General features: G+C 66.7%; 22 protein-coding genes. 7 read left to right on the forward strand and 15 right to left on the reverse strand.

What is annotated here, in order from left to right; translation table 11 throughout:
- Positions 1–2: 2 nt before the first annotated feature.
- Both AC5RTS_RS01465 and AC5RTS_RS01470 read right to left on the reverse strand, forming a co-directional pair.
- Positions 3–1,904: a bifunctional sugar phosphate isomerase/epimerase/4-hydroxyphenylpyruvate dioxygenase family protein gene (locus AC5RTS_RS01465; protein WP_493990287.1), complete on the reverse strand. Its 1,902-nt coding sequence runs from the start codon at positions 1,902–1,904 to the stop codon at positions 3–5.
- A complete protein-coding gene (locus AC5RTS_RS01470; protein ID WP_493990288.1) occupies positions 1,904–2,776 on the reverse strand; it encodes a shikimate dehydrogenase in 873 nt (290 codons plus the stop codon). The genes AC5RTS_RS01465 and AC5RTS_RS01470 overlap by 1 nt, the downstream gene beginning before the upstream one ends.
- Positions 2,777–3,013: 237 nt before the next feature.
- Between AC5RTS_RS01470 and AC5RTS_RS01475 the strand changes: the two genes are divergently transcribed.
- A complete protein-coding gene (locus AC5RTS_RS01475; protein ID WP_493990289.1) occupies positions 3,014–4,366 on the forward strand; it encodes an MFS transporter in 1,353 nt (450 codons plus the stop codon).
- 98 nt (positions 4,367–4,464) lie between these two features.
- On the opposite strand, the gene AC5RTS_RS01480 is transcribed toward AC5RTS_RS01475, so the two are convergent.
- The gene (locus tag AC5RTS_RS01480; RefSeq protein WP_493990290.1) at positions 4,465–6,123 is read right to left on the reverse strand and encodes an ABC1 kinase family protein; all 1,659 of its coding nucleotides are present in this window, start codon (positions 6,121–6,123) and stop codon (positions 4,465–4,467) included.
- A gap of 215 nt (positions 6,124–6,338) precedes the next feature.
- On the opposite strand from AC5RTS_RS01480, the gene AC5RTS_RS01485 reads away from it, so the two are divergent.
- Entirely contained in the window at positions 6,339–8,429 is a 2,091-nt protein-coding gene (locus AC5RTS_RS01485) for a glycoside hydrolase family 3 C-terminal domain-containing protein (protein WP_493990496.1), read from the forward strand.
- Here the strand turns inward: AC5RTS_RS01485 and AC5RTS_RS01490 are convergent.
- Positions 8,405–9,526, reverse strand: a complete 1,122-nt coding sequence (locus AC5RTS_RS01490; RefSeq protein WP_493990291.1) for a glycosyltransferase family protein — start codon at positions 9,524–9,526, stop codon at positions 8,405–8,407. The two genes, AC5RTS_RS01485 and AC5RTS_RS01490, sit on opposite strands and share 25 nt — an antisense overlap.
- 103 nt (positions 9,527–9,629) lie before the next feature.
- Here AC5RTS_RS01490 and AC5RTS_RS01495 point away from each other — a divergent pair, with 103 nt between their 5' ends.
- The gene (locus AC5RTS_RS01495) at positions 9,630–10,529 is read left to right on the forward strand and encodes a glycosyltransferase family 2 protein (protein ID WP_493990292.1); all 900 of its coding nucleotides are present in this window, start codon (positions 9,630–9,632) and stop codon (positions 10,527–10,529) included.
- Here AC5RTS_RS01495 and AC5RTS_RS01500 read toward each other — a convergent pair.
- From AC5RTS_RS01500 to AC5RTS_RS01535, 8 genes are all read right to left on the reverse strand, one after another.
- Positions 10,513–11,604: a glycosyltransferase gene (locus AC5RTS_RS01500; RefSeq protein WP_493990293.1), complete on the reverse strand. Its 1,092-nt coding sequence runs from the start codon at positions 11,602–11,604 to the stop codon at positions 10,513–10,515. The two genes, AC5RTS_RS01495 and AC5RTS_RS01500, sit on opposite strands and share 17 nt — an antisense overlap.
- A gap of 6 nt (positions 11,605–11,610) precedes the next feature.
- Positions 11,611–12,792 carry a glycosyltransferase gene (locus tag AC5RTS_RS01505; protein ID WP_493990294.1) on the reverse strand — a complete coding sequence of 394 codons (1,182 nt, stop codon included), beginning with the start codon at positions 12,790–12,792 and terminating at the stop codon, positions 11,611–11,613.
- 105 nt (positions 12,793–12,897) lie between these two features.
- Complete coding sequence (locus AC5RTS_RS01510) at positions 12,898–13,332, reverse strand: acyl-CoA thioesterase (protein ID WP_493990295.1); 435 nt, start codon at positions 13,330–13,332, stop codon at positions 12,898–12,900.
- A 121-nt stretch (positions 13,333–13,453) separates the two neighbouring features.
- Entirely contained in the window at positions 13,454–14,287 is an 834-nt protein-coding gene (locus AC5RTS_RS01515) for a hypothetical protein (protein ID WP_493990296.1), read from the reverse strand.
- A 112-nt stretch (positions 14,288–14,399) separates the two neighbouring features.
- The gene (gene lpdA / locus AC5RTS_RS01520) at positions 14,400–15,800 is read right to left on the reverse strand and encodes a dihydrolipoyl dehydrogenase (protein WP_493990297.1); all 1,401 of its coding nucleotides are present in this window, start codon (positions 15,798–15,800) and stop codon (positions 14,400–14,402) included.
- A 106-nt stretch (positions 15,801–15,906) separates the two neighbouring features.
- Positions 15,907–17,424: a carboxylesterase/lipase family protein gene (locus tag AC5RTS_RS01525; protein ID WP_493990298.1), complete on the reverse strand. Its 1,518-nt coding sequence runs from the start codon at positions 17,422–17,424 to the stop codon at positions 15,907–15,909.
- Between the two features lie 150 nt (positions 17,425–17,574).
- Positions 17,575–17,796, reverse strand: a complete 222-nt coding sequence (locus AC5RTS_RS01530) for a hypothetical protein (RefSeq protein WP_493990299.1) — start codon at positions 17,794–17,796, stop codon at positions 17,575–17,577.
- 295 nt (positions 17,797–18,091) lie between these two features.
- Positions 18,092–19,729: an ABC-F family ATP-binding cassette domain-containing protein gene (locus tag AC5RTS_RS01535; RefSeq protein WP_493990300.1), complete on the reverse strand. Its 1,638-nt coding sequence runs from the start codon at positions 19,727–19,729 to the stop codon at positions 18,092–18,094.
- 85 nt (positions 19,730–19,814) lie between these two features.
- Here AC5RTS_RS01535 and AC5RTS_RS01540 point away from each other — a divergent pair, with 85 nt between their 5' ends.
- Entirely contained in the window at positions 19,815–20,708 is an 894-nt protein-coding gene (locus AC5RTS_RS01540) for an arginase family protein (RefSeq protein WP_493990301.1), read from the forward strand.
- 21 nt (positions 20,709–20,729) lie between these two features.
- Here the strand turns inward: AC5RTS_RS01540 and AC5RTS_RS01545 are convergent, their stop codons facing one another.
- On the reverse strand, positions 20,730–22,250 hold the full coding sequence (locus tag AC5RTS_RS01545) for a carboxylesterase/lipase family protein (RefSeq protein WP_493990302.1): 1,521 nt from the start codon (positions 22,248–22,250) through the stop codon (positions 20,730–20,732).
- Between the two features lie 188 nt (positions 22,251–22,438).
- Here AC5RTS_RS01545 and AC5RTS_RS01550 point away from each other — a divergent pair, with 188 nt between their 5' ends.
- Together AC5RTS_RS01550 and AC5RTS_RS01555 are read left to right on the forward strand one after the other, a co-directional pair.
- On the forward strand, positions 22,439–23,098 hold the full coding sequence (locus AC5RTS_RS01550; RefSeq protein ID WP_493990303.1) for an SDR family oxidoreductase: 660 nt from the start codon (positions 22,439–22,441) through the stop codon (positions 23,096–23,098).
- 41 nt (positions 23,099–23,139) lie between these two features.
- Positions 23,140–23,979: an SDR family oxidoreductase gene (locus AC5RTS_RS01555; RefSeq protein WP_493990304.1), complete on the forward strand. Its 840-nt coding sequence runs from the start codon at positions 23,140–23,142 to the stop codon at positions 23,977–23,979.
- Here the strand turns inward: AC5RTS_RS01555 and AC5RTS_RS01560 are convergent.
- Positions 23,976–24,821: a lysophospholipid acyltransferase family protein gene (locus tag AC5RTS_RS01560; RefSeq protein WP_493990305.1), complete on the reverse strand. Its 846-nt coding sequence runs from the start codon at positions 24,819–24,821 to the stop codon at positions 23,976–23,978. The genes AC5RTS_RS01555 and AC5RTS_RS01560 overlap by 4 nt on opposite strands.
- Positions 24,822–25,006: 185 nt before the next feature.
- Between AC5RTS_RS01560 and AC5RTS_RS01565 the strand changes: the two genes are divergently transcribed.
- Positions 25,007–25,978: an alpha/beta fold hydrolase gene (locus AC5RTS_RS01565; RefSeq protein WP_493990306.1), complete on the forward strand. Its 972-nt coding sequence runs from the start codon at positions 25,007–25,009 to the stop codon at positions 25,976–25,978.
- Here AC5RTS_RS01565 and AC5RTS_RS01570 read toward each other — a convergent pair.
- Positions 25,958–26,713, reverse strand: a complete 756-nt coding sequence (locus AC5RTS_RS01570) for a glycosyltransferase family 2 protein (protein WP_493990307.1) — start codon at positions 26,711–26,713, stop codon at positions 25,958–25,960. The two genes, AC5RTS_RS01565 and AC5RTS_RS01570, sit on opposite strands and share 21 nt — an antisense overlap.
- Positions 26,714–26,882 lie beyond the last annotated feature (169 nt).

Here is a 26,882-nt window from a genome sequence, read left to right on the forward strand (position 1 = left end):
CGCTATCCTTCTCCGCGCCGGGATTCAGTCCTGGAGGCCAGGTACTGCGAGGCGAGCCGGACCGGAGCGTTGGGGGCACCGTAGCCGTCATAGCTGCCGCGCCGCTCCACCACCTCAAAGAACACGTTGCCCACGGTGGCGGTGTAGAAGTGCAGGAACTCCCCGTCCGGGTCCCGGTCATACAGCAGGTTCAATTCCTGCAGGGCGGAGAGGAACGCAGGGTCGAGCCGGAACCTGGCGGCAAGGTCCTCATAGTAGTTGGCCGGTACCGGCAGGAACCTCAGCCCGCGCTCGACTGCCCGCCGGGCCGTGGCAATCAGGTCGGTGGAGGCAAAAGCGACGTGCTGGGGGTACTCCCCGCTGTCCGGGCCGGACTCCACAATGAGCGGGGCGATGTTCAGCGCCAGCCGCACACCGCCGTCGACACTGCGCATGACCTGGCTGCGGACCAGGCCCATGGGGCTGGGCACCTCCTGCGACGCGATCGGTGCTAGGGACAGCGTGGATTCGTAGAAGAGCACCGCCTCATCGAAATGCTGCCAGGGCTGGGAAAGGTTGATGTGGTCGATGGCAGAGATCAGCGGCTCTCCCGTCCCGGCCTCGGCGGATGTATACGCATCCCCGTCCGTCCCGGCGGTATCTGCCGGCCGGCTGAATTCACCGGCCCACGCGGCCGTTCCGTCAGCCGTTGCCTCGCAAAGGAAGACTTCCGTTGAATCCGGGGCGAACACAGCCTGCAGGACCTGTTCGTCCGCCTGGCTGCGGCGGTTCACCGGACGTGCCCGAAGCTGCAGCGCGCGTGAAGCCGCGGCCTGCGGGTCCTGCACGTCCAGGCCCAGAGCCGATATGCCGGGCTCCATTCCCCGTGCCTGCTGGCCGTTGATGATGACCCGCGCGCCGCCCTGGGTCCAGAGCTGCACGGGCTTGGTCCGGTGCCGGCCGGCGAAGGTGAACCCCAGCTGGTAAAGAAGCGTGGACACCGTCTCCGGGTTTTCCGCCTTGACCTCGGCAAAGTTGAAGCCGCTGGGTTCCGCCACCCGCGGCAGAGTCGCCAGCGACATCGGATAGGAGGCTCCGCCGTTCGCTGCGAGGTATGCCGAGGTGCGCTCCTCCAGCCAGATCAGGGACCGCATGGCGTCCACGGCGGTACGTTCTTCGGCGGTCTGGCGGAACACGTCGTTGAAGATTTCCAGCGAGACCGGGCCGTCGTAGCCGCTGCGGACCAGATGGGCCATGAACCCGACGAGGTCGAAGGCCCCTTCACCGGGAAACACCCGGTAGTGCCGGCTCCAGGACAGGACATCCAGGGACAGCTCCGGTGCGTCGGCGAGCTGGACGAAGAAAATCTTCTCGGCCGGGATCTTCTCGATCGCGGCGGGGTCCCACCCGCGGGAGAGAATGTGGAAGCTGTCCAGGCAGGTGCCTATGTTGGGATGGTCGGCCAGGTCCACGATGCGCTGGGCATGCTCGAAGTCACTAACATAGCGGCCCCAGGCCAGGGCCTCGTAGGCCACTTTCACTCCGTAACGGGCTGCGGTGTCGCCGAGCCGGCGCAGCTGCCGAGCCGCCACGGCGTCGTCGCTGATGGTAGCCGTACCGACGTTGCTGCACAGCAGCATCGTGTCGATGCCCAGCCTGTTCATCAGGGCGAACTTGGCCTGTGCCCGGTGCAGGTTCTCCTCCAGCTGGTCCTCCTCCACTCCCTCGAAATCGCGGAAGGGCTGATAGAGGTCCAGGGCGAGTCCCAGGCTGGCGGCGAGGGCCCGGATCTGTTCCGGGCTGGAGGGTGAGACCAGCAGGTCCGGCTCGAAGATTTCAATGCCGTCAAAACCTGCGTCGGCGCAGGCGCGCATTTTCTCTTCGAGTGTTCCGCTGAGGCAGACGGTGGCGATGGAAGTGCGCATCAGCGTCCCTGCGCAATCAGTTCGTGGAAGTGGGCAAGCATCCGCGCCGCGTCCGGCCGGATGCCGGTGATCAGTTCAAACGCGTCGACCGCCTGGCCTACCGCCATCCGGCCGCCGTCCAGGACCTGGCAGCCCTTGGCGCGGGCGCCGATGATCAGTTCAGTGTCGACCGGGCGGTACACGACGTCGGCGACCCACTGGGCCGGGTCCAGCAACTCCAGGTCCACGGCGAGCCCGGGGTGGGAGTGCATGCCCACCGGTGTTGCGTGGACCAGTCCGTCGGCCCCGGGCAGCACCGAGGGCAGGTCTGCCGGCGTTCCGGAGCTGACCCGCCGGTCCGGGAAAAGCTGTGCCAGTGCCATGGCACGTTCGGCGGCGCGGCCCGGGTCCAGGTCCAGCAGCGTCAGTTCCGCGGTGCCGGCCTTCAGGAGGGCATAGGCCACGGCCGCTCCGGCTCCGCCGACGCCGAGCTGGACCACGGAGCGCAGCGCCGCATCCGGCAGCCCTGCGGCCAGTGCACCGCTGAAGCCGGAGAAATCGGTGTTGTGGCCAATGAGCTTTCCGTCCCGGATCAGGACGGTGTTGACCGCGCCGAGGCGTGCGGCGTCGTCGGACACCTCGTCCAGTTCGGCCAGAACCAGCTGTTTACAGGGGTGGGTGACGTTGAAGGCATTAAAGCCGAGGTCTCGGCCCCAGCGCAGCAGATCCCCCACATCCGAGCCGGGACGGCCGAGCCGGGTCAGGTCCACCGGACGGTAGACATACCGCAGGCCCTGCACGTCGGCCTCACGCTCATGCATGGGAGGAGTAAGGGAGGCTGTGATGCCTTCTCCGATCAATCCGACGACGAACGATTCCTCCGTGCCACTCATGGGGCTGTCCTTCCGGTCTGCAGTGTGCTGCCGTGCGCTCATTCCAGGCCGGAACGGCCCGGCGGGCAAGTCATAGTTGCCGGGGTATCCGGCTGTGAGTTACATTACTGCAAGTGTACGGAGGATGCACATGTGTACGCATAGCGCACACTTGAGCCAGGCATTACCGGACACCGCCAAGGCTTCCTGCCCCACGTCCCACCCCACACCGCCATGCCCTACGTCAGGAGAGATGCAATGGACGCATCCGCCCCCGCCGGAAAAGCGCCGGGCAAGTCCCCGCGCAAGGCCGCCACTGCCAGCTTTATGGGCAGTGCCGTTGAGTACTACGACTTCTTTATCTTCGGTTCCGCCGCCGCGCTGATTTTCCCGCGCGTTTTCTTCCCCGATGCTGATGCCCAGGCCAGCATCATGTCGCTGGCGACCTTCGGTTTCGCCTACATTGCCCGCCCGGTGGGTGCCGTGATCCTCGGGCACTTCGGGGACAAGGTCGGCCGCCAGCGCGTGCTGATGTTCACCCTGCTTCTGATGGGCGGCTCCACGTTCCTCATCGGCTGCCTCCCGGACTTCAACACCATCGGCTGGTGGGCTCCCGCACTGCTGGTCTTCTGCCGCCTCATGCAGGGTCTCTCCGCTGCCGGCGAGCAGGCCGGAGCCAGCTCCATGACCCTGGAACACGCACCGGACAACCGGCGTTCCTTCTTCACGTCCTGGACGCTGACCGGAACGCAGGGCGGCCAGATCCTGGCAGCACTGGTCTTTATCCCGGTGGTAGCCCTGCCGGACGAGATCAAGTACGGCATTGGCTGGCGCATCCCGTTCTGGCTGAGCGCAGTGGTAGTTATCGTCACCTACTTCATCCGCCGCTCCCTGCACGAGACCCCCACCTTCACCGAAGCCAAGGAACGCAATGAAATCGTCAAGCTTCCGGTAGGCGTGCTGCTGAAGGACCACTGGCGCGATGTACTGCGCGTCATCTGCTGCGCCTTCATCGCTGCGGTCTCCACTGTGTACGGAACACTCGCCATCAAGTACGGCACGGAAGTCGGCAGCGTCAATGCGGACATCACGCTCTGGCTCGTAGTGGCCGGCAACTTCGTGGCACTGTTCACCCAGCCGCTGTTCGGCCGCCTGGCGGACCGGATCGGGCGGCGCCCGGTCTTTGTCTACGGAGCGGTAGCCAGCGCCGTCATCATGCCGTTCTACCTGCTCTCCATGGAGTCCGGAAACACCCTCCTCCAGTTCGCCCTGTCGATTGCCGTCTTCTCCTGCGGCTACGCGGCCGCCAACGCTGTCTGGCCGTCCTTCTACGCTGAGATGTTCAGTGCCAGGGTCCGCTTCTCCGGCCTTGCCATCGGTACCCAGCTTGGCTTCCTGATGGCCGGCTTCGCGCCTTCCATTGTTGCCGCCATTGGCGGCCTGGAGCCCGGCGGCTGGGTGGTTACCAGCTACTTCACGGCAGCCATCTGCGCCATCGCCGCCGTATCGGCGCTGACCGCCAAGGAAACCGCGCACGTTCCCACGGCCGAACTGGGCATGCGCCGCACGGCCGTTCCGTCCGGCACGGCCCCGGCGAACCCGTACAGGTAGACCGCACAGCGTGGTCACCGGGCGGCTCCTTCGGGGGCCGCCCGGTCCCGGTTAAGAACAACTGCTGCGGTCACACGGCGCAGTTGCATCCCGGGCAGTTACACTCCGCGCAGCCGGGCCCGCCGCGACGTCCAGGCTATGTAGCCGCCCAAGGCGCCGGTGGACGCGAGCCCGGCGCTCATCAGGGGCGCCTGCCACGACTTCCAGCGCGAGGCATCCCCCAGGGTCAGCTCCCCCACGCCGCGGATGAAGGCGGAAGCGAAAATGGCTGCCACCAGGCGGTTTCCCACCCGCTCCAGCCGGATGACCAGCGGGAGCAGCTCTTCGGCCCGCAGGTGCACCTCCATGCCGTCGACGTCCAGGGTTTCCATCAACCGCCGCACCTGGTCCGGCAGTTCGGTTCCCAGTTCCAACGCTTCCGCTCCGGCCCTGCCCAGCCGCCGGGCGTAGTTCACCGGGTTCAGCTGCCGTGCAGTCATCCGGCGGGCATACGGCGCCAGGGTCGGGCCCATCCTGAAGTCCGGGTCCAGCACCTCCCCCATGCCTTCGGTCATGATCAGCATCCGCAGGAGCAGCGCCATCTCCCTCGGCAGCTGGATGTGGTGGGTGCGGAGGATCCCCAGTCCGGTGGTGATCAGACTGCCCACGGGTGCAGCGGCCAGGCTCTTGCCCGAGTACATGCGGATCAGCGGCTCTAAATCCATCCGGAGCTTGACCCGGTCCACCCTGCGGCCTGATGCGTTCAACCGGACAATGGCGTTGGTCATCCGCTCCGGGTCCTTGCGCACAATGCCGACAAAAAGAGCCGAGAGCTGCCCCCGCAGCTTTTCATCCACCTCGCCGACCATGCCGAAGTCAATGAGGCCAACCCGTCCGCCGGGCTCCACGAAGAGGTTTCCGGGGTGCGGATCGGCATGGAAGAACCCGTCGTCAAACACCATCTGCATTTCGACCCCGGCCGCAGCGACGGCGAGCGCCGGCCGGTCGATCCCGGCAGCATCCAGCGCCTCGACATCCGTAACCTTCATTCCCGTGATGCGGTCCATGGTCAGCACCCGGGAGGTGGTGTGGTCCCAATAGACCCGGGGAATCTGTACGGCCGCACTGTTTTCGAAGTTCAGCTGGAACCGGTCCGTGTTGCGTCCCTCCTGCAGGTAGTCCAGTTCTGAACGCAGGGTCCGGGCGAACTCGTCCATCAGGCCGGGGAGATCGTAGTCCCGGGCGGCCTCCCAGTGTTTGCCGGCCGTACTGGCAAGGTTCTGCAGGATCTCCAAATCCTGCTCCACCTCCGCGCTGATTCCGGGACGGCGCACCTTAACGACGACGGAGGTGCCGTCCTTCAGGGTCGCGGGATAGACCTGCCCGATGGAGGCACTGGCCATCGCGTCGGTGTCGAAGGAACCAAAGACCGTTTCCGGTTCCGCGCCCAGCTCCTGGCGCAGCTCCTCGCGGATCAGGGGCCAGGGCACCGGCTCGGCGTCGTCCTGCAGCTTGGCCAGTTCCCGCTGGTAAGCCGGCGGCAGCAGGTCCGGCCGGGTCGAGAGCAGCTGACCCATTTTGATGTAGGTGGGTCCCAGTTCCTCCAGGGCGATCCGCAGGTATTCGGGCCGGCTGGGACGGCGTGCGGCATCTTCGGCCTGCTCCTGGCGCCGGAACGGCAGCCGTCCTTCCAGCCCAAGGGCCGAGACGAGGAAGCCCAAACCGTTGCGGGAGAGGATTTCCGCGATCTGCCGGTAACGGTCCAGGTGGGTAATCATGGGTCTGCTCCCGTCATGCGGCACGCGTCACCGCCGCAGGTGCTTAGCGCAAACACTAACGGCCGCACCCGGACCGCCGACAGGCCCCGCGGCGATGCGGCAGCCCGCCCGCCGGCATCGGCTGGTCTGCTCTTCCGGGACGCAGCGGCGGGCCCTAGACTCCGGCACATGCCAATCCCTGCATCCGGCGGCCCCGCAACGAGGACGAGCCGGGCCTGGGCGACGCCGTAGAGGCCACCTGCTTTCCCGCCGAGTGCCTCACGGCCTGTTCCTGGGACCCGGACCTGCTGGCGCGGCTGGGCGCGGCGACCGCACGCGAAGCGGCGGCCGCCGGCGTCGACGTCGTCCTGGGCCCGGGACTGAACATTAAGCGCACGCCCCTGTGCGGACGGAATTTTGAGTACTTTTCCGAGGATCCGCTGCTGGCCGGGGAACTGGGTGCCGCGTGGGTCCGGGGCGTACAGGCCCACGGGGTGGCCGCCTGCCCGAAACACTTCGCTGCCAACAACCAGGAGGCGGACCGCATGCGCATTGACGCGTCGGTGGATGACCGCACCCTGCGGGAGATCTACCTGAAGGCTTTCGAAACCGTCGTCCGCTCCGCCCGGCCCTGGTCCCTGATGGCCGCCTATAACAAAGTCAACGGGATCCACGCAGCCGAGAACCCCTGGCTGCTGGAGACGGTGCTGCGCGGCGACTGGGGGTTTGACGGCGTTGTCGTTTCCGACTGGGGCGCCGTCACGGACCGCGCCGCCGACCTGGACGCCGGCCTGGACCTGGAAATGCCGGCAAGCAACGGCCTGGGCCTGGCCGAGCTCGAAGCAGGGCTGGATGCAGGCACCATCAATCGGGAGATGGTGGATGCCTCCGTGGCCAGGCTGCTGCATCTGGCAGAGCGGACGGCATCACCCGGCAGGGAGCCCGTGCATCCGGACGCACACCACCGGCTGGCGCGGGAAGCGGCGGCACAGTCCATGGTGCTGCTCAAGAACGAGGGTTCAATCCTGCCGTTGTCCCCCAGGCTCCGGCTGGCGGTTGTGGGGGAACTGGCCCGGACACCGCGCTTCCAGGGAGCAGGCTCCTCCCAGGTGAACCCCACCCGGGTCAGCGCGCCGCTGGACGCCCTGGCGGGGAGTTTCGAAGCCGTTGACTTTGCCGCCGGCTACCGGCTGGACGGGGAACCCGGGGAAACACTGGTAGCCGAGGCGGAGACCGCTGCGGCTGCCGCTGACGCGGTGCTGTTTTTCCTCGGCCTGCCCGAAGAGCAGGAATCCGAGGGATTTGACCGTCCGGACCTGACCCTGCCGGCCAACCAGCTGTCGGCGCTCGCCGCGGTCCTGGCAGCGAACCCCTGGACGGTGGTGGTGCTCTTCAACGGCGGTGCGGTTGAAACGTCGTGGGCGGCGGACGTGCCTGCCGTCCTCGAAGCGTGGCTTCCGGGGCAGGCCTGCGGCGAGGCGCTTGCTGATGTGCTGACAGGCGCCGTGAATCCGTCCGGGAAACTCGCGGAGACCTTCCCGCACCGCATCGAGGACACACCGGCCTTTGGGAATTACCCGGGCGAGGCCGGGACGGTTCGGTACGGCGAGGGAATCTTCGTCGGCTACCGCTGGTACGACGCCCGGCAGGTGGAACCCGCTTTCCCCTTTGGCCACGGGCTCTCCTACACAAGCTTCGACTACAGCGGACTGACGCTGGAGACCGCTGGGACCGGCGAAGAAACGGCGCTATCGGTACGGCTGGCCGTACGGAACACCGGAAGCCGTGCGGGAGCCGAAGTCATCCAGCTGTATGCGGGCGTTCCGGACGGCACCGCCCCCGCACCACCGCGCGAACTTAGGGCCTTCCGCAAGGTGTTCCTGGCACCTGACGCGACAGCCGAGGTGGCCTTTGACCTGCCGCTGACGGCGCTGTCCAGGTTCGATCCGGCGGTGCACCGGTGGATTACGGATCCCGGAACCTACCGGATTGACGTCGGGTCCTCCTCCCGGGACCTCCGGCTCAGCGGCACCGTGGAGCTGCCGGGCACTGCCCCGGCAGGATCCATCGGCCTCGATTCGACCATTGCAGAGTGGCTGGCGGATCCTCGGGGACAGCAGCTGCTTGCTGCGCTGGCAGATGCGGCCGACGACGGCGGGGACGCCCCCGCGGGCGGGCTCGCCGGCGCGCTGGCCCTCATGGGCAGCCTTCCCCTGCGCCGGCTGGCGCGCTTTCCCGGCAGTCCGCTGACACCGGAACTCCTGGCCGGGCTGGAGCAGGGTCTCCGCGGCCCGGCCGCCGGTCAATCTGCCAGCACGGAAGCGTAGATGTCCTCATGGGCTGCCGCCACGGCCCGCCGTTCCTCCGTCCGCTCCGCACGGGACAAGCCCGGCCAGGGACGATGCGCGTAGAGCCCTTTGAGCGCGGCAGCCAGTGACTGCTCGTCCAGACCCTCCTCGGTGTGCACAAACTCCGTCACGGTGGAGCGCTGCTGGGCGTAAAAGCCGCAGGACGGCGCCAGCACACTGGTGCCCAGATCGGTACAGGCCTCCAGCCAGCCGGAGTGGGTGCCGAACCGGTACGGCAGTACCGACACATCGAGGGAGCAAAGGTAGTCCCAGAGAGCCGTCTCATCGAAATAATCCCGGACCTGCAGTTCCAGGCGCCCCGCCGCCTCGGCATCCGTGAGCCACCGGCGCAGCTCGGGACGGTATTTGTCCCCGCCGGGGGTGAGGATGTCCGGGTGCCCGTTGACCTGCAGCACGGCACCCGGCAGCTGTTCCACCGCTGCCAGCAACGCGGGCAGGATGAAGCCGTCGCACATGTTGGGACGCAGGCTCTTCAAGTGCACGCCTACGCGGAACCCGTCCCCCGGCTCCCGGGAAAGCCGCATGCGCTGGCGCCGTTCCAGTTCCTCCAGCTCCACCACATGCGGATGCGGCAGCACAACGGGCCGCCGGCCCCAGCGGGCCTGAACGGCAGCGGCTGCCCCGGGCGTCAGCGTGATCAGTTGGTCGGCTGCAGGAATGAGCACGTCCAGCTGGGCGTCATGGGCTTCCGGTGTGAGGTGGTGCGGATTGCGCAGGTCATGCACGGTGTAGACCAGCGGCTTGCCCTGCGCCTCCAACTCGTCGGTCACCGCCTGCAGGTCCTGGGGAGAAATGGCGTCAAATCCGAAGTGGATATGCATCAGGTCAAATGTGGAGGCGTTCTCCCGGATCCATTGTGCGTCCAGCATGACCGGGGGCCACCAGGTTGCTTCCGTTGACTGGCCGGGATTGCGCGGATCCGGGTCCGGCAGCCGCTCCACGCCGCCGGGCCGGGAGTCACCGGGAACACGGCCGGTGTGCCGAATGTAAACCTGGCTGTGCGGCACGCTTGCCACCCTGATGGTTGTACCTGCCGCCGCCCCTGAATTTGCCACTGGCTGCACCTTTCCCGGGCCGGATCCGGCCCCATCCGCGAACTGTCTTCAGTATACTTACTATTCCGGGCGCCAGAGGGAGCGCCTGTGGCGGAGGGAACCCATGCAGCACACCGGCGGCGACGAGCCGTTTTCAGTACTGATCATCAGCTCCGGGCGGGACGGGCACCTGGCCCGGACCGTGGAGGGAATCCACCGCTCCACCCGGCTGCCGGCAGAGATAGTAGTCTGCTACATGAACCAGCCCGGGGCTGTACCGCCAAAGGCGACGCTGCCCCTCAGTGTGGTTCATGTTGACACGGCTTCAGGGGCACCGCTGCCCCTGGGGGCCGCCCGCAATTCCGCCGCCGCTGCCGCACAGACCCGTACGTTGGTTTTCCTTGATGTGGACTGCATCCCGGCCCCGGACATGTTCGCCCAGCTGCTGGCTGATCTGCAGCGTACCGGCGGGCTGGTGATGGCGACGCCGCGCTACCTGTACCCGGATGCGGATCTGCAGGCCTGGGCGGCTGGCGGCGGCGTGGACGGGCTGCTGCAGGGGTCCGTTCCCCACCATGCCAGATCCGCGCTTGCCCCGAACCCCGGAGAAGCTGCCGTCCCCTCCGGCGAGTACGCACTTTTCTGGTCCCTGGGCTTCGCCGTCCTGCGGTCGGTTTTCGACCGGATCGGCGGATTCGACGAAACCTTTGCCGGCTATGGGGGCGAGGACACCGACTTCGCGTTCACGGCCCGCGAGATGGGTGTTCCCCTGGCGTTCTCCGCTGCCACCATGTTCCACCAGCACCATGGAGTGCACCGGCCGCCCCTGCAGCATCTGGAATCCATTGTGGTCAACGCCCGGGCGTTCCGGCAGAAATGGGGGACCTGGCCCATGACGGGATGGCTGGACGCCTTCGCCCGGGCCGGTTACGTGGCCTGGGACAGGGAGGGCGGGGAGCTGACGCAGCTGGCCACGCCCGGCCCGGCGGAGGTGGCTGCCGCGCGGATCAGCGCTCCGTACTGACCGTCAGGAGCGTGTGCCGGCCCCCTGCCCCGGATTCGGCTGTGGCATGCTCCACCGCCGCCAGGAACCGGGTCCGGAATTCCGCCTGCGGAACCACCAGTGTCCGCGCCAGCAGCTCCGGATCGGAAGCACTGAGGGCCGCCAAGGTGCGCCCCCAGTCCGCCGGCGCGGTGAAGTCCGATGCCGCGGTGGCACCGGCAGCGGCCAGGGCACCGGCAAACCGTTCCTGCTCACGGAAGGGCCGCGGCTCGGGAATGATCAGGGCCGGCCGGCGGGCCGCGGCAGCCGCGGCCACCGCGTTATGCCCCGCCGAGGTCACCAGGACGTCTGCGGCTTCCAGCAACGGCGCCGGCTCCGCGACCACGCCGAGCAGTTCCACGTTGGCCGGCAGATCCCGGACAGCTCCCGACGTGTGGCCCATAATCCGCCATGTCCACTCCGGGGTTGACCGGGCGGCGGCCAGCACATCCGACAGGCGGACACCGGTGCCGCCCAGGGACGTCTGGACCGCCACCGTGCGGGGAGCAACGGCCGGCCGGCCGGATGATTCCGGGGCAAGCATGCCCAAATAGGTGCTCTTTGTTCCGTACGCCGCCAGGTGCGCACTGGTCTCCAGCGCTTCCGGAAAATACGCGACCAGTCCATTAACCGAGTCATACGCCAGCCGGTGCGGGGCATCCGTCCTGTCCCCGTGCATGCGACGGTGGATGACGGGGTAGCCCGCCAGCCGGGCAAACACGGCGGTTTCCACCGACACGTCCACCACCACCACGTCCGGATTGAACTCCTGCCAGTACCGGTGCAGCAGGGCGAAGCGTTCCCGGACCGCCGGAACGGTGGGTGCGTAGTGCAGCGACGTACCGGGCCCCGCCGGAAACGGCCCGTCGGGGCCGACGTCGGGGGGCAGCGGCGCGAACCGTGCCCCGCATGGCAAATCCGGGACGCCAGCGGCGGGCAGGGTGCCGGTGACCAGCAGATCCACGGCGTCAAGCCGGGCGATGTTAGCGGCATGCCGAAGGTGGCCCGTGCCGTGATGGTGGGCGTAGTAGGCTACGCGGAGTCTCCTGGCAGGCATGGCGGTTCAGCTCAGGGGCAGGGCAGCTGCGCTGCCGGTCTGCGGATGGGTGTACCGGTCCGCCTGTACCAGGGACGGCAGGCCGTCCGGCTGAAGCAGGGACCGGAGATGCCGCTCATAGGAATCCACCATGGCACGTGCACTGAAGCGTGCGGCGGACCGGCGGACCTGCCCGCGGTCCAGGCCCCGTGCAGCCGTTATCGCATCGGCCAGTTCGTCCGCGCCGAGCCCGGCGGCAACCCGGCCGGCGTCGGCGTCGATAATCTCCGGCATGGCTCCGAGCGGCAGCGCCGCCACCGGCGTGCCGCAGGCCATGGCTTCGAGGGCAGTAAGGCCAAAGGGCTCGGACCATACGGGCGAAGCGATGAAAACTTCTCCCGAACCGAGGAAGGCAGCCAGTTCGCGGTGGTCGAGATGTCCGACGTGTCTGACCCCCGGTCCCAGGCGGGGAGCTATGACGCGTTCAAAGTATTTGGAGTCACTCACGGGGCCGGCAAAGTGCAGGTCCATGCCGGCCTTCCGGGCCGCGTCTATCGCGATGTGCAGACCCTTTTCAGGGGTGACCCGGCCGGCCCAGACGGCAGCGCCGGGACGCCGCGGAGTACCCGCGGGCCAGTCTGCGAGACGGATGCCGTTGTGGATCACATGGAGATCCGGCAGATGCGGCGCCCAGCCGGTCGCGTTGCGGGCGGAAACGCTGACAAACCGGTGCAGCGGCGAGACGGACACACGTCGCTGCTCAACGGCGTCCACGATCCACGGCAAGGGCGGGGTATGCAGGATGGTCAGGGCTGGGTGCTCCGCCAATCGGAGATAGGGCTGCAGGCTCAGCGAATTGTTCACGACGACGTCGAAGGAACCACCCCGGACCGCGTCCAGGGCCAGGCCCAGTGCCCGGTCCAGCGTCTCCTGCTGGGCCTGCATGGCATCGTCGGACATGCCGCGGCGGAACTCGAAGGCGGCCGGCAGGACATCCACCACCCGGGCCGCGGACACGGATCCTTCTTTGGCAAAAAGGGTTACATCATGGCCGCGTGCGGCAAGTTCGTCCGCCATCAGTGAAGTGTGCATTTCGAGCCCGCCGAGGAACGGGCTGGCAATCGGGTGGTGCAGATGGGACAGGATTGCAATCCGGAGCGGCCCCCCGCCCGCCGTGTGCCCCTGCGGGAGGGGGAAGTCGAGACTCATATTAGTAAGTATGCCTTGTATTGCTACGCGGCCGGCCCCGGCAGGGCCGCGGCCCTCCACCTGCCGCGGCTTGAACGGTGCAGGTATCCCCGCCGGGTGCGCTGACTAGGCAGAGAAGGGAATGGGCGGGAAGTGGTGCGTGGGGAGGCGGTCACGGTCGTAGCTGATGGTGGTGTAGCCATGGGGTACGGGCTTGCCGTGCTCGTCCAAGTTGACGAAAACGATTTTGTCGATGGTCAGGATGCTGTTCCTGGTGATCATGTTCCGCACCTCGGCCTGCATCGTCAGCGAAGTCCGGCCGAATTTGGTTGCCGTAAGTCCCATTTCAATCAGATCGCCCTGCACCGCGGAGCTGACGAAGTTGATCTCGGACATAAACTTGGTGACCACCCGGCCGTTGCCCATCTGCAGGATCGCGTAGACGGTGGCTTCCTCGTCGATCCACCGCAGCAGACTGCCGCCGAACAGGGTGCCGTTGGCGTTCAGGTCTTCAGGCCGGACCCACTTGCGGGTATGGAAATTAATGTTCTGGAGGGGCATATATTCAGCTTATCCACAGCCCGGGAGCAGTCCTGACGGATCGGCGGATGCCTTGCTCACACACCCCTGTTAGCTCCCTGACCCGCCTGTGACACCCGTCCCCGCGCGGATGTGAGACCGGTCATTGCCACTCCGGCGGATCGTTGAGGAGGTCCCCCTGGTGGCCGAGATCACCGTCCGGCGGAACGGGCAGTGCTTCAACGGTCCCGGACCGTACCAGCTCGTCAATCAGCAGGGCGGAACCGCCCACGATGGTTGAATCCATGTCGATTTCCGATGCCAGGAACCACGCACGGTCCTCGGGCCAGAGCAGGTTGGGGCTCTGCAGCATGTCCCATCCGTTGGCTTCATGCCAGCCCGGATCGGCAAAGACGGCAAGGTCGGCATTAAACAGCAGGTACTTCCGCCCCGGCAGTTCGAGGCGGGCGGCCCCGGCTAATCCACCCTGATGGAAAGGCAGCGGCTGAGGCTCCCCGTAGGCGGAACCCCCGTCAGCAGTGTCATCCACGGCTGCAGTGCTCACCCACCCCCAGCCCTCCCACAGGCCGGCAGTACATGCCGCGGGCGTGCCTGTGTGCCCGGCCAGAATGCGCACCACCTCGGCGAGGTGTCTCTCCGCCAAGGCTCCCGCCAGGGGATCTTCGTACTGCCAGCCCGGTTCATTCCAGACCGGGTTCCGGTAGCCGGCCAGGATCGAGTTCCACTGCATCAGGGGGTGCGCCTGTGTCCCGCGGATTTCCGCAAGTTCCCGCCACTGCAGGGCCCGGGACTGGACGGGCGCCGGAGACCCGCGGTCCCATTCCATCAGCCGTGCGTGGGCGGGGTGGAAAATCCGTGCGTACGCCTCGAATCCCGCCGGCACGGTTCCGGTCACCGTGCCCGGCCTGGCGAGGTTCCCGGGAATCCAGAGACCGGGCTCGGAATCGGCAAGGGGACCCTCCAGCGGCGTCGTCATGCGGCCAGTATGCCTTAGTGCCTGCCGGATGAGGCGGATGGCAGCGCTGTTGGGGTAGAGCACGGCAGGAATCGCCGGGTCCGCGGCCGTCCGGGTCCGGCAGCGTGCAGCGCTAGAAATTGATCATGTGGCCCGTCAATCCGTGGAAGGCCTCCTGCAGTGCCTCGCTCAGTGTCGGGTGGGTGTGGACATTCCGGGCCAGTTCAGCGGCGGTAAGGTCCCATTTCTGGGCCAGCGTCAATTCCGGCAGGAGCTCGGAAACGTCCGGACCGATCAGATGCCCACCCAGCAGTTCCCCGTACTTGGAATCCGCCACCAGCTTTACAAAGCCCACCGGCTCGCCCAACCCGTGCGCCTTGCCGTTGGCCGTAAAGGGGAAGGTGCTCACCAGCACATCGTGGCCCTCGTCCCTGGCCTGCTGCTCGGTAAGCCCGAAACTGGCGACCTGGGGCTGGCAGAAGGTAGCGCGCGGCATCATCCGGTAGTCCCCCAGCGGCATGGTTTCGGCGTTGCCGATGGTTTCGGCTGCGACGACGCCCATGGCCTCCGCTACGTGGGCGAGCTGCAGCTTGGCGGTGACATCACCGATGGCATAGATGTGCGGCACATTGGTGCGCATGAACTCATCGACGCCGATGGCGCCGCGGTCCGTGAGCTGCACCCCGGTCGCCTCCAGGCCGTATCCCTCGGTGCGCGGCGCAAAGCCGATGGACATCATGACCCGGTCTGCTTCGATGCTGCCCGGTTTACCGTCCTTGTCCGTGTAGGCGACCGTGACGGAGGAGCCGTTATCCTTCACGGTTTCCACCTTGGTTGAGGTCAGGATGGGAATGCCGAGTTTTTTGTACTGTTTGGTGATCTCCTTGGACACGTCGGCGTCCTCGTTGGGCAGTGCCCGGTCCAGGAACTCGATAATGGTGACGTCCACGCCGTAGCTGCGCAGCACATACCCGAATTCCATGCCGATGGCGCCTGCCCCGACAATGACCATCTTTTTTGGCAGGTCCCGGTCCATGATCTGGGCTTCATAGGTGAGCACGTTTTCGCTGAGCTCCACGCCGGGAAGCAACCGGACGTAGGTACCTGTCGCGATGATGGCGTTATCGAAGGTGACGGTTTCACTGCCGCCCTTGGACAGGCTGACTTCGAGGGTGTGGTCATCGGAGAATACGCCGTGTCCGTCGTATTCGGTGATTTTGTTTTTCTTCATCAGGAAGTGCACGCCCTTAACCCGGCCGTCGGCTACCTGCCGGCTCCGGTCGAAGGCAGCCCCGTAATTGAACGTGACGTCACCGCTCATGCCGAACGTCTTGGCCTGGTTGGTAAAGATCTGCGCCAACTCGGCGTTGCGGAGCAGCGCCTTGGACGGGATGCAGCCAACGTTGAGGCACACCCCGCCCCAGTATTTCTCCTCCACAATCGCAGTTTTCAGCCCCAGCTGGGCAGCACGGATGGCGGCAACATATCCGCCCGGTCCGGCCCCGAGAACAACGACGTCGTAGTGTTCGCTCATACTGTCCGACTCTCCTTAGCTGCGGTGCGGTTCGCTGCGATGCAGGCAATCATAAGCCAGCTTACGACTTCCCGTGCCGGTGCCGCGAGGGGCACCGGCGCCCCCGTCAGACGTAGCCGCGATACCCTGCCCAGGCCCTGCGCCGCTCGGAAAACGGGTCCGATTCAATCCGGTCGGCCTTATCGAAGACGCGGGTGTGCCGGTGGAACTCGTCGTAGCCGGGCCAGTCCGCGCCGGGGTGGGAGTGCCTGGCCAGGCTCAGCAGCGACCCCTGGAACCGTCGGGAGATGGCCCTGAGCTCATCAGCCCCGCCCAGGAGCGTGAGCGCCCTGGCCAGCCCGCTGTCGGTGTCGCCGAACATCACGGGTACATCAAAGGAATGAGTCGCACCGAAGCCCAAAAGATTCATCATCGGCGTGGCATAGTCGTAGCGGTAGGCCCAGGTGGGGGCCACGCGGGAATGCCCTTCGGCCACCATCTGGCTGGGATACCAGAAGACCAGATCGCCGCTGATGTCCACGGACCGTTGGCGGGAGGGGTACCCCGGATAAGCCGCCACCACCCGGTCCCGGGCGAGGGGGTCGGTTCCCGCAAACATTTTCTCGATCCGTTCGGGCGTGGACGGAAGGATATTGGAGACCTTCGCGAAGAGCGCACCTTCCCGTGCCATGGTGCCCAGCACCAGGGGCACCTGGTGCGATTCGCCGTCCAGGAACATATCGATCGGGTGCCGCGGCAGGAACTCGCCGTCGATGACCGGCGAGACGCTTAGGGAGCCGGGCTGTTTGGCCGGACCGATTTTCGTGGTCATTTTCCGCGTCGCCTCGACGAGCTTGGAGGCACTGATAGTGGTGAGTGCCTCCGCCGCATCGGACGGGCCGATGCCGAGGATTTCGAGCAGGTCCGCAGCCCAGGCGGCGTGCGTGTGGGGGTAATAGGCCCCTGACGGTGCCGGGCTTTGGGCATACGCCTGATGGAACAGTCCGCGGGCGCTGGGGCTGCACATCAGGGAGGTCACCGCCAAACCGCCGGCCGATTCACCGAACAGCGTGACGTTCCCCGGATCGCCGCCGAAAGCGGCGATGTTCTCCTGGATCCATTCCAGGGCCGCCACCTGGTCCCGCAGCCCCACATTCGCGTCGAACCGGTGCTCTGCGGTGGAGTAGGCGCGGAAATCCATAAAACCCAGTGCACCGATGCGGTAATTCAGGCAGACATAGACAACGTCCCCGTCCCTGACCAGTTTCGCGCCCCGATAGGTCGGTTCAGCCGAGGAACCGGAACTGAACGCGCCGCCATAGAGGTAGACGAGAACCGGGCGCGGGGTGTCCGACGGGTCCAGCGGGGCGGAGACATTCACGCTCAGGCAGTCTTCATCCATGGCCACCCTGCGATGCGTTCCGGTCAGGCTGGGCGCTTTGGACTGCGGCGGTACCGCGCCGAAAAAGCGGGCATCACGGACCCCCGTCCAGCTTTCGGGCGGCTGCGGTGCGCGCAACCGCAACTCACCCACGGGCGCGGCCGCATAGGGAATGCCCCGCCAGGTACGGACCCCCTGGTCCACAATGCCCTGAACCCGACCGGTACGGGTTTCCACCACGAGTGATTCAACGTCAATATCCACGACGACTCTTTTCGGCCGGGGAAAGCTAAGCTGAGCTCCCTGCGACTATCCACGATAGCCGTGCCTAAAAGGGCCTACCAGATACGGAGCCGCTCACCGCGGTTCCCCGGCGGGATTACGTCCCCGCCGGGTGCACCCGCGCGAGACGGACTACGCGGCGGAAACCAGCCGGCTCGTTGCGCGGCGGCGTCCCGTGAGTTTCGGGCTGCCGTTTTTGACCAGATAGCGGTGCATGCCTATTTCCTTGGCGCAGAGCAGGGCAACGGCGAAGACGTTCAGCGCAATCTTGGTGCCCGTGGACCAGTCAGTGGCCACGCATAGCATCCACACAATAATGAGGACCGGCACATCCGCCGTCTTCAGGGCCTTCACGGCCGTTTGCCGTACTGCCAGCCGCCCGCTCCGGGGGCGTCACCGGGCAGCCGCAGCTGAGGTGTTTTGGCTGCACTGCTGCTTCCCCAGCTGCAGTGCACGTGGGCTGCCGGGCAGCCGCGTTTTCCACTCCATGGATCCATTGGACACTTCTTCCGTGAAATCGTCCGATTACTTAGCGAGACCAATCCGTGAGCTAAGCGCCGCATCCGCGGGGATGCAGCCTGCATAATTTCTATCACACTCAGTCAAGGTTTATGTCCCGATGTGCTGCGGTGGTCCGGCAGCAGCGGGCTCACCGGATGCGGACGGTCCCGTCCTCAACTTCCCACCGCACGTCGAGGCGCACGTTTTCCAGCAGCCGCCGGTCGTGTGATACCAGCAGCAGTGCACCGTCATAGCTCTCCAGTGCCTCTTCCAGCTGCTCAATCGCCGGCAGGTCAAGGTGGTTGGTGGGCTCGTCCAGGACCAGGAGATTCACGCCCCGCGCCTGCAGCAGTGCCAGCGATGCCCGCGTCCGCTCACCCGGCGACAATGCTCCGACGGTGCTGCCGACCTGGTCCGCCTTGAGCCCGAATTTGGCCAGCAGGGTCCTCACCTCTGCCGCGGAGAATTCGGGGACGGCTGCCTCGAACGCGTCGCCCAGCAGGGCATCAACGGCCAGCTGCCCGCGCCCCTGGTCGATTTCGCCCACCGCCACGGAGGCGCCCAGGGACGCACTGCCGGCATCCGGGGTGTCGCGGCCGAGCAGGAGCGACAGGAGAGTGGACTTTCCCGCTCCGTTGGGGCCGGTGATGCCAATCCGCTCCCCTGCGTTGACCTGGAGGGAAACCGGCCCGAGCGTAAACCCGCCGCGGTTTACCACCGCCTCGTTCAGCGTGGCCACCACGGAACTGGACCGCGGCGCCACACCGATGCGCAGCTGCAGCTGCCATTCCTTGCGGGGTTCCTCCACCTCGTCCAGCCGGGCAATCCGGGATTCCATCTGCCGGACCTTCCGCGCCTGCTTTTCGGAGGATTCGGTGCTGGCCTTGCGGCGGATCTTGTCATTGTCGGGATTCTTCTTCATGGCGTTCCGCACGCCCTGGGAACTCCATTCCCGCGTAGTCCGGGCGCGGGAGACCAGATCGGCTTTTTTGTCCGCGAACTCGTCATAGGCCTCACGTGCGTGCCGGCGGGCGACGGCGCGCTCCTCCAGGAACGCCTCATAACCGCCGTCGTACACACCCACGCTGTTCTGCGCCAGGTCCAGTTCCACCACGGTGGTCACGCAGCGGGCCAGGAATTCCCGGTCATGGGACACCAGCACCACACCGCCGCGCAGCCCCCGGACAAACTGCTCCAAACGGGCCAGGCCGTCCAGATCCAGGTCATTGGTCGGTTCATCGAGCAGCACAATGTCGAACCTGCTCAGCAGCAGCGCGGCCAAGGCCGTCCTGGCGGCCTGCCCGCCGGACAGGCCGGTCATCGGCGCGTCCATTCCCACGTCCAGTCCCAGGTCTGCCAGCACCGACGGGGCGCGGCCCTCAAGGTCGGCCGCTCCGGAGGCCAGCCAGCGGTCCAGTGCCGCGGCGTACACATCGTCCGCGCCGGGGGCATCCGTCCCCAGCGCCTCGGCCGCCGTTTCCATCGCCTCGGTGGCTGCAGCCGCGCCCGTCCGGCGGGCCAGGTAACCGCCTACTGTTTCACCCTGAAGCCGCTCATGCTCCTGCGGCAGCCAGCCCACAAAGGCGTCAGCGGGATTTGTGCTGACGGTCCCGGCCAGCGGTTCCGCGGCACCCGCCAGCAGGCTCAGCAGCGTGGATTTCCCGGCACCGTTGGCGCCCACCACTCCCACCACATCGCCGGGGGCAACGGTCAGCGAGAGGTGTTCGAACAGGGTGCGGTGGGCGTGGCCGCCGGAAAGATCCCGGGCGACAAGTGTTGCAGTCATACCACCAGTCTATTTTGCGTGCAGCCTGTTTCCGTGCGGTGCCCCGGCGGTAGGCTGGTTATCCCCTCCGCACCTAAGGACTGTCATGAATTCCATGCATCCCACCGGCCCCGGGGCCCTCCGCCTGATTTTCCCGCAGTGGCAGGGCGCCGCAGGAGCGGGAAAGGTCGGTCTGCTGCCGGCGGGCCGGCCGCACCAGACGCAGCTGTCCTACCACTTGGGTCCACCCCTGCTGGAGCTGCTTTCCCCGCTGCACGACGGACCCACCGCCTACGTGCCGGTGAGCACCGACACGTCCGATGCGGCAGTGGAAACGGTGGACGGCATTTACGCGCGCACGGCTGTCCTGCAGCAGCTTCGGCAGGCGGTGGAGGTGGTGCAGGAGGCCGACCCGGACTCAGTGGTGACGTTTGGCGGGGAGTGTTCCGTGAGCGTAGCGCCCTTCAGCCAGCTTGCCGCCCGGTACGGCGATGACCTGGCGGTGCTGTGGGTGGATGCCCATCCGGATACCGGGACGCCGGGCGACGGCTATACCGGGTTCCGGTCAATGTCCCTGGCCACGCTCGCAGGAGAGGGCGACGACGAGTTCGTGGCGGCGCTGCCGGCCGTGGTCCCGCCGGAGAACATTCTCCAGATCGGCCTGCGGGACTGGCAGGATCCCGGCATCAGCACCAAGCAGCGGCTGGGCATCCGCAGCGTGGGCATCACCGACACCCCGGAGGACACCCGGCGGATCCTGGAATGGCTGGCGTTGACCGGTGCCACCAGACTGGCCATCCACGTAGACCTGGAGGTGCTGGACCGCCGCGATTTCACTGACACCACCGGCACCGCCACCCGCGGCGTCCGTGTTCCCGACCTGCTGCGCATCATCGATGCCGCCAGCGACGCAGGGGACATTGTGGGACTGTCACTGGCACAGCACGCACCGCTGGAGCTTCTCCGGCTCGGCGGACTGCTGCGCAACCTCCCGGTCTAGCCCCGGCCGGGCAGGTAGGGGTCACCGGTAACCGAGGTAGCCGTTCCACGCAAGGCGGCGTTCGCGGTGCGGGTCAGGCACTATCTGATCCGTCCGGTCAAAGATCTTGGTTTTGCGTGCCGTTGTCTCGTAGGCGGGCCACATGGGGCCCGGGTTCCCGGTCCGCGCGAACCGCAGCAGCGCCCCCTGGAAGCGGTTGCTGACCGCAACGGCGGTGCGCCTGCTGCCCCCGAGCGTCAGGAAACGGCCCAGGCCGGAGGCATAGTTGCCGAAGACGGCGGGGATATCCAGCCCGTGGGTGGCCCCCAGTCCCAGGAGATGCGCCATACGGGGTGCGTAATCGATCCGGTAGGCCCAGGTGGGGGCATACGCCGAGTGGGCCTCCGCCACCTGTACCCCCGGATGCCAGAAAACCGCGTCGCCCCCGACATCCACCGCTTCCCGTTTCCCGGGGTAGCCATGGTAGGCGCCCAGCACCTGGTCCTTGAGCTCCGGTTCAGTCAGGGCAAACATGGCGTCAATCCGCTCCGGCTTCGTGGGCAGGACGTCCTCCAGCTGGTCGAAAAGGGCCCCTTCACGGCTCATGTTGCCCAGGATCAACGGGACGGGGTGCGCCTTTCCTGCCCGGAAGGCGTCGATGGGATGCAGCGGGAGGAACTCACCGTCCACCACCGGCGCCACGGCTCGTGTACCCGGTGCGGATTCCGGTGCCACATCCCGGGTAAGCCGGACCGCCGCCTCCACCAGGCGGCCTGCCGGCAGGGTGGCCAGGGCATGTCCGGCGTCCGCTTCGGAAACCCCGAGAATGTCCAGCAGATTGGCGGCCCACGTTTCGGGAAGCCCCGGACCGTACGCCGTGGTCGGCGCCGAACTCAGGGCGGCCGCCCGGTGGAACAGCCCCTTTGCCGAGGGAGCACACATGAGGGCGGTCACGGACATGGCGCCGGCAGACTGACCGAAGACGGTGACATTGCCCGGGTCTCCCCCGAACCGGGCAATGTTCCGCTGCACCCATTGCAGCGCCGCTACCTGGTCTGCCAGGCCGCAGTTCACGTCGAACGGGCGCTGCGGCGTGGAGTACCGGCGGAAATCCATAAACCCCAGTGCACCGAGCCGATAGTTCATGCAGACGTAGACAACGTCCCCGCGGTCCACCAGCCGGGTGGCATCGTATGCCTCCTCGGAGGCTGCCCCTATGGTGAACCCGCCGCCGAACAGGTAAACGAGCACCGGCCGCGGGCCCGCCGGAGCCATGGGGGCAGTGACGTTCACCGTGAGGCAGTCCTCGTCCATCGGTGTACGCCGGCCGGCACCCACAAAACCGTGCCCGCGCGGCTGCGGCGGCACCGGGCCGTAAGCGCCGGCATCGAGCACGCTCTTCCAGGGTCGGACGGGCTGCGGCAGGCGGAGCCGCAGGTCACCGATGGGCGGAGCCGCGTAGGGGATCCCCCGCCAGGTCCGCACGCCGCTTCTCACGGTGCCGCGCACCGGCCCTTCCACCGTTTCAACTGTGAGGTCCGGCCGAACTGCAGTTAGGGACACGGTGTTCCTTCCGGGGGTTTCAGCGTGTGGCGCGATCATAGCGGCCGCCGGGATTCACCCGCTATCCCCCGGACCCCTATTCCCGGTCAGGGAAACTAAGCCATTGGCGAAGGACACATGCCCAGGCAGCGAAAATATCGACAGCATGCTTATGGTGGAGGCACGTAAGTCAACGAAAGGAATGCCGCATGTCACGCATCGCCATCATCGGGGGACACGGAAAAGTAGCGCTCCACCTCGCCCGCAGGCTCACCGCCGGAAACCACGCCGTCACATCCGTGTTCCGCAATCCGGACCACACCGCGGATGTCGAGGACACCGGCGCGGCCGCCAAGGTAGCCGACGTCCAAAACCTCTCCACGGAGGAGATGGCCGAGCTGCTGCGCGGGCACGATGCGGTGGTCTGGACGGCCGGAGCCGGCGGCGGCAGCCCGGAACGCACCTTCGCCGTGGACCGGGACGCCGCCATCCGCTCGATGGACGCAGCAGAGGCAGCCGGAGTGAAGCGATATGTGATGGTCTCCTATTTCGGGGCCGGCCAGGATCACGGCGTGCCGGAGGACGATGGCTTCTACGCGTATGCCCAGGCCAAGGCAGACGCGGACGAGCACCTGCGCGCCAGCGGGCTGGACTGGACAATCCTCGGCCCCAGCGCGCTGACCATGGATCCGGGCACGGGGCGGATTGAAACCGGCTCGGGGGTTTCGGGCAGCCAGGTCTCCCGCGAGGATGTTGCCCACGTAGCCGCGGAGGTCCTCGACCGCCCGGAAACCGCCGGCCGGACCATCGAGTTCAATAACGGCCCGACGCCGGTAGCCGAGGCGCTGGACACCGTCACCGCAGGCTAGCGGAACACCACGGAGCAATGGACGGACGGAAAGGATCCATCATGAACCAGCCAAAGCAGCAGCAGGAAGTCCCCGGAACACAGGAGGCAATGACGCCGGTTCCGGACTGCGGAGAGGACACCTACCGAGGCAGCGGGAAGCTCGAAGGGAAGGCCGCCGTTATTACCGGCGGCGACAGCGGTATCGGCCGGGCAGTGGCCATCGCGTATGCACGCGAGGGCGCCGACGTCGTCATCTCCTACCTCAGTGAACATGCGGACGCCGAGGACACCGCCCGCCTCGTGGAAGAGGCCGGCCGCAGGGCGGTGCTGGTGCGGGGGGACCTGGATACGGCAGCACAGTGCCGCCGGGTGATTGAGACTGCGGTGGAGCAGTTCGGCAAGGTGGACATCCTTGTCCACAACGCAGCGTTCCAGATGGACCGGGAAACCATCGAGGAGATTCCCGATGAAGAGTGGGAGTACACCTTCAAGGTGAACATCAATGCAATGTTCTACCTGGTGAAGGCAGCCCTGCCGCACATGTCTCCGGGCTCGTCGGTGATCGGCACCTCCTCGGTGAACTCGGACATGCCGGTTCCCACGCTGGCGCCCTACTCGGCAACCAAGGCAGCCATCGCCAACTTCTCAGCGAGCCTGTCGCAGCTGCTGGGAGAACGCGGCATCAGGGTCAACAGCGTTGCTCCCGGGCCCATCTGGACACCGTTGATTCCGGCCACCATGCCGGAGGACAAGGTCGCCTCCTTCGGCGCGGACACTCCCCTGGGACGGCCGGGCCAGCCTGCTGAACTGGCACCGACCTATGTCCTGCTGGCCTCAGAGGACGGCAGTTACATCTCCGGCGCCCGGATCGCCGTCACCGGAGGCAATCCCATCCTCTAACCGGTGATCTTGTACTTTTCGCGGTCCGCCGCGTCCAGTACGCGCTGTTCCTCCACCCCCATGGCGCTTCCGCCCCGGCTGCGCGGCATCCACCACGCACCGGGGGCGGGAGTGACCGGATACGTGTCGATGCAGTGGTCGATTCCGGCCTGGAGTGCCTCCTGCAGTCGCAGCGTTTCCGCCGCGACGTCGGGGTCTGCGTCAATGCGGATCATTTCACCTACGTGAATGCGGACCGGTGTCTTCCACACGGAGGAAAGGCTCAGCCCGTGCCCGCGGGTCTTCATGCGGTGGGCACCCCAGATGGATACCGGGATGATGGGCACACCCGCCTCGGCAGCCATCCGCACGGCACCTGTCTTCAGCTCACGGACCGAGAAGCTGCGGCTGACGCCGGCTTCCGGGAGAACCGCCAGGTAGTCGCCGCCCCGCAGCTTCTCCAGGGATTCCTTATACGCAGCCGCACCGTCCGCCCGGTCCACCACCACATGCTCACACCAGTCACAGACGGCTTTGACGAAGGGCTTTTTTGCAGCCTTCTTGGTAACCAGGAAGCGCATATGCACCTTCAGCTTCCGCCAGATCAGGAGCTCCGCGAAGGCAAAGTCCAGATATCCGAAGTGTGTAATGGCCACCACGGCGCCTTTGCCGGGAACCACTTTGCGGTCCAATCCGCGGATCTCCTCGCCGGTGGGAAGGTTCTCCACACCGGAAGGAATGACCGGAACCCGGAAGAGGCCCCGGGCGGCGAGGCCCGTGAAGACAATGCCTCGGTAGACGTACTTGTTGGGGGAACGCTTTGCGGGCAACGTCAGCTCCTGGGAATGGGATGGTTCGGACATTTAGGGGCAGGCAAAAAGATTCTATCGTGGCAGCAACCCTTCAGGGGCAGGCAGCCGATCGCGGGCACCCGGTGCAGTATCCCGGTGTTTCGGTGTTTCGGGGTTTCGGTGTTTCTGGCCGCCGAAGCCCGCTCGCAGCCCGCGGACCGCAGACGCCGGCCGCCCGCGGCCGTTATGTTTTAGCCATGGCACTTAGGGGAATGATTCCCGGGCGGAGGCTTCCCCGCAGACTGCGTGCCGAACCGGCCGCGGGTCCGGTGGCGGATCCGGGCGCGCCTGCCGCTGACCCGGCCGCTGCCCGGGACGCGGCGCTGGGCGACATTGACTGGACGGTCCTTCCTGCGGGCAGCCACCGCTCCGTCATCCCGGCCCCCAGCGGCAGCCTGGCAGCCGTCAGCATGGGCATCCCCACTGACACACCGGTGATCCTTGTTCCCGGCGCCATGGGCTCCAAGGAGGATTTCTCCCTGATGCTCCCCGAACTCGCCACCGCCGGATACTTGGCCTTCAGCTACGACCTTGCCGGCCAGTATGAGTCAGCGGGCGCCGGCCCCGAACACCTGCACCCTCCGCGGAACCGCTATGACTACGATCTGTTCGTGGATGACCTGATCTCGGTGCTGACGCTGCACGGTCCGGCACACGTAGTCGGGTACTCCTTTGCCGGCGTCGTCGTCGAGCTCACGGCGCTGCGACGCCCGGACCTGTTTCGAAGCATGACCCTGCTGGGCTGTCCGCCCCGGGGCGGACAGAGTTTCCGCGGTGTGAGCCGGATCGGGTGGCTGGCTCCTTTCATTGGCGACCGGATCAGCGCGGACCTGATTGTCTGGGGAGTCAGGCGGAACATCATCGGCGCGCCGGCCGGACGGATGAAACTCGTCAACCGCCGCTTCGCCGTCACCCGGCGGGACTCGATCCGGGACATGGTCCGGCTCATGCGCCACGCTCCGGACCTGCGTGCCGCGCTGGGCGCCACAACGGTGCCGAAGTTCGTCGGCGTCGGCGAGCATGACGTGTGGCCGGTCCGGCTGCACCGTGAGTTCGCCGCCAGCATCGGCGCGTCCTTTGCCGTGTACGCCAGCGGGCACAGCCCCAGTGAGGAATCGCCTTATCAGCTGACCCGCGATCTGTTGCGGCTATACCGCACCGCGGGATAGAAGGCGGCGGTCCCTGCGCCGGGCCATCGGGCTTTCCGCGGCGAAATCCACCCGGAACGTCACGTAGGCCATGGCCAGCCGCCTGCCCAGGCCGGCCCAGGTGCGGAACGGCCTGGCGGATACCCGGACACGGAGCGTCTCATCCCAGACCACCTTCATCCATGGACGCAGCTGGTAACTGAGATCCAGGTCATCGTGGACCCGGGGGGCACCGCGGTGGACCCGGTCACGGACCTGTTCCCACATACTCCGGTGGAAACCGAAGTTGGATCCGAAGAGCGGCGGGTGCCCCATCAGCAGGTTCATTGACCAGCGGTAGCCCCCGATGTAGAGATTCCGGGCAATCCACAGGATGGCCGGTGCGGCTCCGTAGAAATCCCCGGGACCCGTCACCGCAGTGTCCTTGCCTGCGGCCAGGAGGGCAGTCTCCAGCTGGGCAAGCCAGTGCGGCGGGGGAACCGAATCGGCATCGACGCGGGCCAGCCATTCGCCGGCGGCCTCGTCGAATCCGCGGAACGTGGCGGCGGCAACACCGACACTGTCCTCCCCGACCCGCCGGACCCCGAAGGCACGGCATACCTCAGCGGTCCGATCGGTGCTGGCGTTGTCCACCACCAGGATTTCGTCCGGGACTCGGGTCTGTTCCGCCAGGGCCGCAAGGCACACGGCAAGCATGGGGGCGTCGTTTCGGCAAGGAATCACCACCGAGATGGTCGGCATCGCATCCCGTTCCACGGTTGGATGTTCGAAGGTCCTGCCATCCGATCATCGCACCGCGCACCCGGGACGGCCACGCACGGCTCCCGCCGGCATGGTCCGGAGCGGAAAGTAAACCGGCGGCTGTCCACCGGAGCGTAACCGGGCTTCATGCCCGGTCACATGAGGCCACACTCGTTGGGGGGCG

The organism is Arthrobacter sp. MDT1-49-2, assembly GCF_059090185.1.